This is a genomic window from Sphingomonas sp. BT-65 (assembly GCF_026107375.2).
Lineage (GTDB): Bacteria > Pseudomonadota > Alphaproteobacteria > Sphingomonadales > Sphingomonadaceae > Sphingomonas.
In genome coordinates, this window is record NZ_JAPCIA010000001.1 from 2,845,628 (window position 1) to 2,858,285 (window position 12,658).

The following is a 12,658-nucleotide window of genomic DNA, read 5'->3' on the forward strand; positions in this document are numbered from 1 at the left end:
TTACTCGACCTTCACGCGATCGGCGAACACCACGCGCACCGGACCGAGCAGCCCGGAATCGAGCAAAGGCTCGTGCGCCTCATAGAAGGTCCAGGGCGTGAAGGTGACGCGTCCGCCCGCGGGCTTGGCCTGGCCCGCCTTGTACCAGTCGGGCAGCGCGATGATCTTGCGCGCCATCACGTCCTGCTTGGTGCCGTCGGCGAAGAAGCGCTGGCCGATCGCCCAGTCGCCGTCGACGAACTCGCCCTCCTCGGGCAGCGCGGCGTCCGCGATCATGCGGTTGGCCCAGAGATTGGTGACCGCGAGCGAGACTTGGTTGGCGCCCGGGCGCACGGCATCAGTGATGTCGACGCGATAGGGCTCCTTCCACGTCACACCGAGGTCCTTGCCGTTGACCGTGACGCCGGCGAGCACCTCGACCCGGCCGAGGTCGAGCCAGACGCGGCGGCCCTTCTTGAGCGCGTGCTCCGGCACGTCGATCGTGCGCGTATAGGTGGCGGTGCCTGAGAAATGGCGCACGCCAGGGTCGGCATGGCGGCTGAGCGAGTAGAGGCTGGGCAGGGTGATCCGCGCAGGCGCGCTGCGGCCGGGCTGGAGCGCGACCTCCCACGGCCCATGGACCGCGATCGGCGCGGGCACCTCCGCCTCGAACTTGCCACCGTCGCTGAGCGTATAGCTGCCGCTCTCCCACGCCAGCGCCTCGAGATCGCCATAGCGGTCGCGGGTGATCTCGGCCGGTGCGGCGGAGAGGACCGGGGCGGGCGGACCGGCGGCGGCTTCCGCGGCGATCTCCTCGGCCGTCCGCACGCGCGCTTCGGTGCGTGCGGGGGTGAAATTGCCCTCGAAGGAATAGGTGACGCCGACCGGCGCGGGGGCGTCGCTGCCGCCGGCAAAGACGGTGCGGCCGCTCTTGCGCCCGGTGCGGGCGAGCTTGCCGTTGAGGTAGAGGCGCGGCGTGCCCTTGTCATAGACCAAAGCGACATGCGTCCAGCCGGCGACCGGGGTGTGGCTGACCAGCACCGCGGGCACGCTGTCGGATGCGACTCGCTCGATCACGAAGGCGCCGTTGCGGCCCAGCGCGAGCCCGGCAATGGCGGTTTTTGGCGCGGTCTTCGGCCCGTAGATGTCGCGGCCCGCGCGGGCGGGGATAAGGTATTGCTTGCCGGTCTCGTTGATGCGGCCCTCAACGCTTTCGTCGGGCATCAGGCGCAGGTCGATGTCGGGCTTGGCCCAGAGCGAGATGGTGAAGCTGTTCGAGGGCGCGGGCGTCGCGGCGGGTTTCGCCGTGGTATCCACGAAGCGCTGGCCGTCCTTCGCCACCCAGTCGATCCGCTTCGCCCCGCCGGCGAAGTCGAGCGTCACGAAGGTCGAGCCGGCGGGGGAGAGGTCGAAGGTCACTTCGGTGAAGTCGCGCTCGGTGCGGAACAGCGCCGGTCGGGTGATGCCGCCGGTCTCGGCATCCCATAAAGACGGCGCCGCGCTGCCGACGCGGAAGGTGCAGGTGACGCGCTCCGCCCGGCGCTGGCGGTTGGCGACGAAGTAGATGTGGTTGGCGTCGGTCTTGCGGTGCAGCCACACGACCTGCCCGTCGGGGCTCGCGGTGCGGCAATCGGCGTCGGGCGCGACCTTGAGCGCGGCGAGTGCGTCACCGACCGATCCGCCGGGGAATACCCGGCCCTTGCCGACCTTGCGTGCCGCGGCGCCATTGCCCCACACGGCGTCGACCGCGCTGCGGAAGGCGGCGTCGCCCTCGGCCTTGCCCGCCATCGTCATCGGGTGGACCGGCCTGGGCCCGAGCACCGCCATGCCGGCCTCGACCAGCTCGCGGATCTTCGCGGCGAGCCGCGGCGTCATCGTCGTGATGTCCTGCGGGATAACGAGCAGGCGATAGGTTGCGCCGTTGGCGAGCACGACTTGCCCGTCCTTCACCCTGGCCCGGGTCAGCAGCACCTCGGCATTGACGAGGTCATATTGATGGCCCGCGGGGACCTGCGGGTCGAAATGCACGCCGATCCTGGGGTTGGTGTCGGGCGACACTTGCGGGCGGACATATTCGGCCTGGTTGGGGCTGTCCTCGCCGACGAAGTAGAGCACGTCGGCGACATAGGTGCCTTGGCGCAGCATGTACTGGCTCCGCGCGAGATACTCCATCCACGGCTTTGCCTGGCGCACCCAGGTGTTCGACGCTTCGAGGTTGATGCCCCATGGCCCCATCGCCATGCCAGGCAGCGCCTTGGGATTGGCCTGGTGCGCCCAGCGGTGGAAGAAGATCTGGTTGAAGCCCTGCGCAAACATCTGGTCGCCCAGCGTCTTCATCGAATAGGGATAGTCCTGCCAGCGGCTGGTCTCGGCCTCGCCGGTGAAGGCCTCGGCGGCGATCACGTTCTTGCCGTAGACGTGCCCGGCTGAGGCGACCATCTTGACCGTGCGGTTGTCGGTCCAGGGGGTGCGCGACCAGAATTCAGTCATCGGCACCTGCGCGCGGCCCGACACCTGCAGCGCGTCGAACGGGCCGGGGCCATAGCCCTCGATATGGAATTTGAGGCCCGCATGGTTCACGCGGTCCTGCATCCGGCCATAATAATTGTCGGCCATCAGGTCGGCGAGGGTGCGGCGGAAATCGAACAGGAAGCGGTTGGAGACGTCGAGGTCGCCGACGATGCGGCCGGTCAGGGCGGGGAGGTATTGCGTGATCGCATAGCCGTTGCGCTTCTGGAAATCGGCGGGGAGCGCAGGTGTCCAGTTCTGCATCCCGGCTTCGAAGCTGTCGATCTCGATCATGTCGAACGCCTTGCCCGCTAGGGGGCCTGCCGCCTTCACCACCTTGGCGAGCGTGCTGTCAAACTGGTGGTCGACCGCCGCGGCGCTGAGCTTGTCGATCTCGAGCCCGCGGCCCGAATCCGACGCGGCGACGTTGAGCTTGCCGGTGGGTGTGTGGCCGAAGCGCAGCACGGTCCATTCGCCCTCGGGCGGGGTCCAGTTGAGCGTGCCGGCGGCGTCGAGGTTGGCGGTGATGTCGATCACCTGGGCGGGGTCGATCGCATATTGCGCCTTGAGGTCGGCGGGCTGCTTCTCGGTCGGCCCGGCCATGACGAAATCATGCTCGGCCTTGAGGTCCCAATTGTCGATCCGCGGCGTCGCGTAGAGCAACGCCTCGGCGAGCTTGACCCTGGCCGAGGGGGTGATGCGGAAATAGATCGCCTCGACATTGGGGAAATTGAGCGTGCCGGGGGATTCGATGCCGCGCTCCGCGCCGACATTGACCTTGCCGATGCGCGACCAGGTGACGCCGTCGACCGAGGCCTCGACCGTCGCCGAGAAAGCGGGCGCTTCCTTGTCCGCGTAGAGCGTGATCGCCTGGGCTGCGAACGGCGCGTTCATCGTCACGATGAGCGGCGCGGTGGGCGAGATCTCCGCTGCGCTATGGAGGTCGCGATCGGTCAGCGTTGCGGGATCAATGGTGGCGCCTGCATCCATCGCGACGACCGCCGCGCGATACTGGCTCTCGTCGCCGGGCGAGGCGGGGAAGGCGATCACCGCGGCATCGCGATAATAGCCTTCCTTGGTATAGGGCTGCGGCAGCTGCACGCTGACCGGCTGGCCGCCGGTGACGCGCGTCTCGGTCCACACGATCTGCTGCATCGCCTGCTCGGGCTTGATCCACGGCCCGCCCGAGGACGACCAGCCCGGCGCATTGTGCAGCCCGACCTTGAGCCCCAGCTCGTCGGCCTTGCCCATCATATGGGTCATCAGGTCGAGCCATTGCGGGCTCAAATAATCGACCGGGCCCTTGGGCACGTCGCTGCTGCCGTCGAACATCAGCACGCCGCCCAGGCCGATGTCGCGCATCGCCTGGAGATCGGCGTCGATCCCCTCCCTGGTGACGTTGCCGTTCATCCAGAAATAGAGCGTGTGCGGCCGCGCCTCGGCCGGCGGGTTGCGGAACTTGTCGGGGTCGGGTGCGGGTTGGGCGACACGCTCCTGCGCTGCGCTCGTCGTCGCCAGCGCCGCCAGTGCCGTTCCCAACGCCCAGTACGCAACCCGTGACATTCCGCTCTCCTGCTTGCGGCTTCTTCGGCCTTGCCTTAGCCGCCCCGGCGGACGGTTTCGAAGAAATCCTCGCCGCCCATCTGGCCGCCCTTGAGCACCAGTTCGAGCCCGTCAACCGCAGGATCGGCGGCATGGGCGCGGACGAGGGGCGCGCCGCGTTCGATCGGCGCCGCCCAGGTCAGCGCGTCGATGCCGAGCTGGGCGACGCCGTGGCTGGAGGTGTCGCCGCCCGCGAACAGCACGCGGGTGAGGCGTGCGCGGCGGACCACGTCGCGGGTGACGCGGCCGAGCGCCTGGCCGAGCCTCTCGCCGGCCGCGGGGGCGTGGGCGTCGAGCGGGCCTTCAGCGGAGGCGATGAGCGCGCGGTTGCCTTGGGCGAGCGCGTCGAGCGCAGCGTCGGCAAGGCGTGCTTCCTCGGCGGAGGATCCTTGCAGCAGCGCCGGCACATCGGCACGCGCGGCGGCAAAGCCGTCGGCGGCGCTGCGTGCGATCTGGCGCGCGGTGACCGGCGAGCAGCTGCCGCTGACGACGAGCAGGCGATCGGCTTCGGCGGCGCGGGTGACAGCGGGCTTGCCGTCGATGAGGCCCTCCGCCTGCCATGCCAGCACCAGCGCGCGGGTGACGCCCGAGCTGCCCGCGGCGAAGCGGATGCCGCGCGAATGCAGGATCGCGCCGGTCGCGGTGAGATCGGCGAAGGTGGTGCCGTCGAACAGCACGGCGTCGGCGTCGCGCACCGCGTCGAACGCGGCTTCGGCGTCGCCCGACTGGAGGCGGTCGAGCGGGACATGGCCGATCGTCGCATTGGTCTGCGCGGCGAGATGCCGGATCAGGTCCGCCTCGTGCATCGGCGTGACCGGATGGCGCGACATGGTCGGGTGGCGGTCGATGCGATGGACCACGTCACCCGCCACCGCGAACAGATTGGCAAAGGCGACGTAACGGCCCAGATGCGGCGCCGCGACCACGATCGCCCCCGGCCCGCCGAACGCCGCCACGCCGATGTCGAGCGCACGGCCGATCGAGCCGGTCTGTGGCGCGCTGTCGAAGGTCGAGCAGGTCTTGTAGTGGATGATCGCCGCGTCGCTCAGCGCGGCGAACATCGCGGGCAGCTCGGCGTCCATCCATTCGGGCGGCCGGCTGCGCGCGTCGCTGGCGATGCCGATCGCGCGTGCCCGAGGGAAGCGGGCACGCAGCGCCGCATCGGGCGTGCGCAGGAACAGCACCGCCGGCACGCCGCCCTCGGCGAGCTGCTCGAGCACGTCGGTCGAGCCGGTGAAGTCGTCACCGATGAAGGCGTAGAGTGGTGCGGCCATGTCAGCCGCCGAACGCGCCGAGCGCCGCCTTCAGCTCCGGCGCGTCGTTTGCGGCCTGCTCGACGGGAACGCCCGCGACCGCGGCTTCCCAGGCCTGCTGCAATGCGCGCACGCCCGCGGCGGGGCCGCCCGGATGCGCCATGATCCCGCCGCCCGCGGCGAACATGCAGTCGACGCTGCCGAGCGCGGCATAGGTCGGCGCGGCCTGCCGGGCCGACTGGCCCGAGGAGAAGACCGGCATGATCTCGCAGCCCTTGTGCGGCGCCGGGAACATCGGCGTCAGGCATTCGCGGGCCGAGGCGATCACGCTCTCGTTGCTCTCGCAGAACTTGTTGTCGATGCCGTTGACGTGCGTGTGGTCGATCCCGGCGAGCCGCCACAGCTTCTGGAAGGCGATGTAGCTCATGCCGATCGCGGGCGAGCGGCCGAGCATGCCCCAGCCGTTGCGGTGGCCGTGGATCGGCAGCTGCGAATGGGCGCGAAGCACCTTCATCGCGGGCAGGCCGATCGAGTTCATGCTGGCCATGATGCAGGTGCCGCCCGCGGCCACGACGTGATCGTGGCGGGCGAGCATCTCGTCGATCTCGCCGGTCAGGTTGGCGGCGAACATCACCTTCTTGCCGGTCTTGTCGGCATGTTCGTTGATCACGCGCATCACCGCGCTGATCCGCGCGTCGAACGGGCAGTGCGGGCCGTCGGCCTGCAATTCGTCGTCCTTAATGAAGTCGATCCCTGCCTCGACCAGCGTGCGGACCTGTGCGGCGGTGGCTTCGGGCGACATGCCGACGCTCGGCTTGATGATCGTGCCAATGATCGGGCGGTCATAGACTCCCGCCAACTCGCGCGTGCCCGGCACGCCGAATTGCGGCCCCTGATAGCGCTCGAGGAACGCCGGCGGCAGCGTCACGTCGACCAGCCGCAGGCCGGAGAAGGCCTTGAGCTCGGAGAGGTTGCCGTTGATCGTCGCGAGCAGATTGGGAAGCGACGGCCCCATGTTCGATACCGGCCATGACAGCACGACCCGCGCCCGGCGCCGCTTGCCGTCCCAATCCTTCGGCTTCCCCGAACCCGGGAGCGAGGGTTCCGCGACCTCGCCCAGCTCGACCAGTTCCTCGACCCGCGCGGCATGCGCCTCGCGCAGCGCGTCGGTTTCGCCCGGCACGCGCACGAAGGTTCCGGTCGACTGCTCGCCGGCCATCGTCTCCGCGGCCTGCTGCAACGGGAAGGCGGTTTCGATCTCGTAGGTGGCGGTGACGCGCGGGTCGGTCATTTCAAATCATGCTTTCAGTCTGTCATTCGCTCTTCAGCGTAGGTCACCCTCACCCTTCCGGCGCCCCCTTCCCTCTCCCAACGGGAGAGGGAAGGGGCCCGCCGCCGCAGGCGGCGGGAAGGGTGAGGGTGAGGTTATGCTGCACGGGCGTCGCGCATCACGCCGTCTTGAAGTAGGTCGTCGTGCGCTCGGTATCGACCGCGTAATAGGGGATGAACACGAGGTTCCGTTGGCCGACCTTCGCCCGATAGGATTCGGGGTGGCCTGGCATCGGCTCGAGCGCGCCCGGGAGCGCGATCGTCTCGTTCTCGATCCCCTCCCACGGGTTGAGGCCGACATACATGATCGCGCCGCGCATCACCGCCTGGAGGTTGGGGTTCTCCGGATCGATCGCGAGGGTGCGCAGCGGCTGCGGGATGGTCAGCTCGACCGCGTCGCCGGCCTTCCAGGTCCGCGTGATCGTCGCGAGCTGGCCCGGCGTCGCCGCCTGCGCCTTGCCGTTGACCAGCAGCTTGGCGCCCTTGGTCCAGTGCGGGATGCGCAGCTTCATGGCGAAGCGGCCGTTGCCGGCCTTGCGCACGCGCAGCTTCACGGTGTCGGCGACCGGATAGTCGGTCTCCTGCACCACCTCGACCGCGCCGCCGGGGCGGTCCCAGGTCACTTCGGACGGGGTGTAGAGGTTGACCAGCAGATTGTCGTTGTCGTGGAAATAGGCGTTGAGCACATAGTCGGCGACGCCCTGCACCAGCGTGCCCGAACAGCACGGCCATTTCTGGTGGTAATAGCGCTTCTGCCCCTGCGCGCCGTAGTCGGAATAATAGGGGTAGCCGCCGTCGCTGTCGGGCAGGCGCGTCGCGAGCATCGTGTTGTAAAGCGAGCGCTCGAGCCCGTCGCCATATTGCGCCTCGCCGGTGAAGCGGATCAGGTAGCGCGCGAGCTTCAAATCCGCGAAGGCGCCGCACGGCGTCTCGTAATGCGCCTTGGAGCCTTTGAGGCTCTTGGCGAGGTTGCCCTGGCCGAGCACCACGAACTGCTCCTCCGGACCCCAGCCGCCCGAGGCGAAGCGCTGCGGCTCCATGAACTTCCACGCGTTGATCAGCGCGGTGCGGTATTTCTCGTCGCCGAGATGCAGATAGGCCTGCGCGCCCGATGCGTTGCCGATGGTGTGGCTATAGGCGTGCTTGGTCGGCAGCACGTCCTGGCCCGCGGCGAGCGGGTCGAACCACTCCTTGTTGAGGAGGTAGTGGACCGCCATGTCGTGATACTTGCGGTCGCCGGTGATCTCGGCGACGTGGAACAGGTTCTCCGAGATGACGTAGGTTTCGTCATAGGGCGGCTCGGTCTTGCCGACGCGGTCGCGCGAGACCGGCGAGATATAGGGACGGCACTTCTCGATGATGATCGGCAGCAGCGTCCTGGCCTGCTCCGCTCCGCTCAGGCGATAGGCGTCGACCAGCCCGACGACGTACTTGTCCATGACATAGGCTGCCCACTGCGCCTGCGCGCGCGGGCCGGCATAAGGGTTGGTCGCCGCGACCATCGCCTTGCCCCATTCGCTGACCAGCAGGCGAACCTTCTCGTGCGCGGCCTGGTCGCCAGTTGCGGCGCCATAGCGGGCGAGGCCGGAGATATACTGGCCGAGCGTCAGCCCGGCGACGAAGCCGTCGCGGTCGTACCAGCCGCCCATGTCGGGGCCGGGCGCGGGGAGGCCGGCATTCTGGCGGAAGACCTTGAGGATGCGGTCATTGTCGAGCGCCAGGAAATGCGCGTGGATATGGTCGAACTGGCGCTTGATGCGGCCGCCGGTGAGCTTCACCTTGCCATAGGCGAACTCGTGCATCGCCTCCTTGCCCTTGAGCGCGCCCGAGGCCTGGCCAGAAACGGAAGCTGCGGCGAGCGCGCTCGCGGGCAACGCGCTCATTCCCGCAGCGGTCGTGGCGCAGGCGGCGCAGTGCATGAAGCGCCGCCGCGATAGGCCACCAGTCACTGGGCCGTCAGTCATCCAATCCCTCCATTATCGCTCCAGCCCCCTTACGAATTTTTACGGATTCGTCGGGAATTGAAAATATAATAATACTAATGTTGGCGAGGCGCAACCAGCCGAAGCCGAGCAGATCGCCATCCGGGTTCCGGTTCTTCACCGCCTTGAAACCCAACCGTCACCCCGGCCTCGTGCCGGGGTCCACTTGGCCTCACCGACTGCGCTAGAAGCTCTTTTCCCGCCCTCGCCTCCCGGTGGCCCCCGGCACAAGGCCGGGGTGACGAAGGAAAGATCAAACCTTGAATGTCGATCTGGTTTGGACCCGACGCGTTCGGCCTATTTGCCGCGCTTGCGCGGGGTAGTGCTTTTCTCGATCCGCGAGACGCCATGGCCGATGATGTCGCGCATCGCGCGCGCGGCGCGCTCGCCGTCGCGCGCTTCGATCGCGTCGACGATCTGGGCATGGCCGCGCACGCTGGTCAGATGCTCCTCGGCCTCGTTGACCGGCGAGCTCATCCGGAACGAGGCCATCAGCGCGGTCTCGATCACCGCCGAGAGCGAGCGCATCAGGGCATTGTCCGAGGCGCGGCCGATCGCCTTGTGGAACTGGAGGTCGGCCTCGGCGAAGTCGCGTGCGCTGTCGGTCGCGTCGCGCATCCCGGCGAGGTGGTGGCGCATCTCGGCGAGATCCTCGTCGGTGCGGCGTTCGGCCGCCGCGCGGGCAGCCGCGGATTCAATCGCGACGCGGATCTCGGCGAGATCACGCAGGAACGCCATGTCGAAGCCCTGGCTGGACTTCCACGCCAGGATGTCGGCGTCGAAATAATTCCAGTGCGAGCTGTCGAGCACGGTGGTGCCGACGCGCGTCTTGGAGACGATCAGGCCCTTGGCGGTCAGCGTCTTGAACACTTCGCGCAGCACGGTGCGCGAGATACCGAACCGGGCGAGGATCTCGGCCTCTTGCGGGAGCTTCGATCCGGGCGGGATCGCGCCGGAGAGAATCTCGTTGCCCAGCATTTGCGCCACCTGGTCGTGGCTCGAACGGACGTTGCGCGCGAACCGGCCGAAGCGGGGTTCCTCCTCGATCGTTCCTTGCTGGTTCACCCGTTGCACCCGATTGCCGCCCCCTGTCTCGCGGCCGGCGCCCCGCCGCCTGTGGAGCGAGGCGCGCGGCCGATTCCCCTGTATGCGGCGAAGCGTCCCACATTTCCATCTGCATTTCACGCTGGGATGGCCCGAACGAAGCGGGACGCCGGGGGAGGGGTGGCACGCGACTGTCAGAAGCGGACGCGGACGCCGGCGGAAACGCGGCGGCCGGTCTTGCGATACTCCTTGGTGCGATCCTCGCTCACCGAGTAGATGAACTCCTTGGCGTTGTTGAGGTTGATCGCGTCGGCGAAGACGGTGAAGTGCTTGCCGACGTCGTAGGACAGGCTCACGTCGAGCTGGCCATAGGCGTCGAAATATTCGGGCTCGCCATTGCGGCCCGAGGCCACCTGCAGGAAGTTGTCGCGATAGGTGTAGGCGACACGCGCCTGGACGCCGTATTTCTCGTAGAAGCCGACCAGGCTGTACGAATATTTTGACAGCCCCTCGAGACCGAAGGTCACGTTCGCCACCGCATTGCGATATTCGGCATTGGACTCGGTATAGTTGAAGCCCGCCTGGATGCCGAAGCCGTCAAACGGCGCGGGCAGCCAATTGTCGAACGACTGGCGATAGCCGAGCTCGAAGCCCTTGACCGTCGCCCCCTCGCCATTGTCGGGCACGGTGACCTGGAAGGTGACCTGGTCGACCAGCTGCGGGGTGGTGACCAGCGTCACGAAGGACTCGATGTCCTTGTAGAACGCCGCCGCCGAGAGCAGCGAGCCGGGCGCGAAATACCATTCGGCGCCAAGCTCGACCTGCTTGGCGCGGAACGGCTGCAGGTCGGGGTTGCCGCGGCGGATCGTCTCGTTGCCCGGGTTGGTCTGGATCGACTGGCGCGGTGACAGGTCCGACAGTGTCGGGCGAGTCAGCACCTTCGACGCCGCGAAGCGCAGGATCAAATCGTCGGTGAGGTTGAGTCGCGCGTTCACCGAGGGCAGCCAGTCGTGATATTTGCCGCGGAAGCTGATCGGCTGCACCGGCGAGACGACGATGATGTTCTGGCCGCCGCCGGTGGGCCGCGCGCTCAGCACGGTGCGCGAGGCGCCCGAGGAGGTGTAGTCGGTATCCTCGTAACGCAGGCCGACATTGATCGCGAGCGGCATGCCCGCGATCTCGGTCTGGAGCGCGGCCATGGCATAGGCGGCCTTGACCTTCTCGTTGACCACCGACGAGCCCGAGGGCGAGAACACCGCCGGGTTGAACGTCTTGCCGTCCTGCGTCGCGAACTCGTCGATCGTGCGGATCAGCTCCTGCGGGCTGTAGATCAGCCAGTCGCGCAGGATGTTGCCGCCGCCGCCCGAGAAGAAATAACGGTTGGTCGGCGAGAACAACGACTGCGGCAGCGCGCGGTTGGAGTCGCAATAGGTGCACTGCTCGCCGAACGGCGTTTCGTCCGCGGTGATCGTCTTGATGCGGCTCTGCGCGAGCGCGCCGGCATAGAGCGTCAGGTTGCCGTTGCCCGGCTTCCACTCGACGTCCGCCTTATACTCCTCGATCTCGTCGTCGATGTTCGAGCCGCCGCCCCAGATGTAATAGTGCGCGGTGATGCCCTGCGGGTTGGTCGCCGCATCGGCATAGTTGGGGCTGGTGAAGCCATAGTCGTAGATCGGGCTGCCGCTGCGCCGGTCGAACCACAGGTCGACATTCTTGCGGCGGATCGTCGTGAAGAGGTTGTTCTCCTTGCCGCGGCGGCGCGCGTCGGAGAGCGAGCCGTCGAGGCGGACGCGCAGCGTGTCGGTCGGGCGCCAGTCGACATTGATGCCGAACTGGTCGGTGGTGACGTTGCGGTCGTCATACTGGATGATCTGGTCGACGAAGCCGCCGACATAGCGCTGGTACACCGCCTCGCCGCCGGTCTGCACGCCGTTGACCACGCTGCCGCCCTCCACGACCTGCTCGGCGAGGATGCCGCCGGCGAAGTCATAGGCGAGGCCGGTCTGTTGCTCGATGAATCGCGCCTTGGAATAGAGCGTGTCGATCGTCACGGTGAGCTTGTCGCTCGGGCGCATCTGGACCGAGCCGTTGACCGCCCAGCGCTTGAGGTTGCGCTCGAAGAAGAAGGGCGAGAGGTTCGACGGCATCGAGACACCGCTGAAATTCTGCACGCCCGCGCCGATGCGGCCGCGCGGGACGCCGGCGAGGTTGTAGTAGCTGTCGCCCGCCGAGCGCTTCACATGGCCCGCGCCGATGGTGAACTCGTCGATCCGGTTCTCCTGCTCCGAATAGACGCCGGCGAGCGCGATGCCGAAGGTGCCGGCATCGTTCTTCCAGCTCGCGACGCCCGAGAATTCCGGGTTCCAGCTGTCGGCGATCTCCGACCACATGCCCGTCGCGGCGCCCGCGATCTTGAAGCCTTCGCGCTGGTCGAGCGGGCGCAATGTCTTGACGTCCACGGTCGCGCCGATCGACGAGCCGTTGAAGTTCGCCTGGGGCGACTTGTAGACGTCGGCGCCCGAGATGACTTCCGAGGGGATCACGTCGAACGAGAATTCGCGGCCGTTATTGTCGGTCGCGAGCGTGCGGCCGTTGACGGTGACCGCGTTGAACTTGGGGCCGAAGCCGCGGACGGTGACGTAGCGGCCCTCGCCGCGGTTGCGCTCGATCGTCACACCGGCGACGCGCTGGAGCGATTCCGCGACATTCTGGTCGGGCAGCTTGCCCAGGTCCTCGGCGACGATCGAGTCGACCACGGCGACCGCGTTGCGCTTGATGTCGATCGCGGCGCGCTCCGAGGCGCGGATGCCGGTAACGAGGATCTCCTCCTCCTCGGCGGGCGCGGTTTCCTCGGCTGCTGGGGCCGCCGTCTCCTGCGCGAGCGCTGGCTGGGCGAGCGTGAATGCACTTCCCGCGGCGGCGGACAGCAGCATGGCACGGCGAATCGTCATCTCTCTCTCC

At 67.8% G+C, this 12,658-nt stretch carries 6 protein-coding genes; all 6 read right to left on the reverse strand.

The window, feature by feature from the left end:
• The 6 genes from OK349_RS13725 to OK349_RS13750 all read right to left on the reverse strand — a co-directional run bounded on the left by OK349_RS13725 (position 1) and on the right by OK349_RS13750 (position 12,648).
• Positions 1–4,050, reverse strand: a complete 4,050-nt coding sequence (locus OK349_RS13725) for a glycosyl hydrolase (protein WP_265118353.1) — start codon at positions 4,048–4,050, stop codon at positions 1–3.
• 35 nt (positions 4,051–4,085) lie between these two features.
• Complete coding sequence (locus OK349_RS13730) at positions 4,086–5,363, reverse strand: four-carbon acid sugar kinase family protein (RefSeq protein WP_265118354.1); 1,278 nt, start codon at positions 5,361–5,363, stop codon at positions 4,086–4,088.
• A gap of 1 nt (position 5,364) precedes the next feature.
• Positions 5,365–6,633, reverse strand: a complete 1,269-nt coding sequence (locus tag OK349_RS13735; RefSeq protein ID WP_265118355.1) for a ribulose-bisphosphate carboxylase large subunit family protein — start codon at positions 6,631–6,633, stop codon at positions 5,365–5,367.
• A 157-nt stretch (positions 6,634–6,790) separates the two neighbouring features.
• The gene (locus OK349_RS13740) at positions 6,791–8,635 is read right to left on the reverse strand and encodes a glycoside hydrolase family 127 protein (protein ID WP_265118356.1); all 1,845 of its coding nucleotides are present in this window, start codon (positions 8,633–8,635) and stop codon (positions 6,791–6,793) included.
• 315 nt (positions 8,636–8,950) lie between these two features.
• Complete coding sequence (locus OK349_RS13745; protein WP_265118357.1) at positions 8,951–9,718, reverse strand: FadR/GntR family transcriptional regulator; 768 nt, start codon at positions 9,716–9,718, stop codon at positions 8,951–8,953.
• A 173-nt stretch (positions 9,719–9,891) separates the two neighbouring features.
• Positions 9,892–12,648, reverse strand: a complete 2,757-nt coding sequence (locus OK349_RS13750) for a TonB-dependent receptor (protein WP_265118358.1) — start codon at positions 12,646–12,648, stop codon at positions 9,892–9,894.
• Positions 12,649–12,658 lie beyond the last annotated feature (10 nt).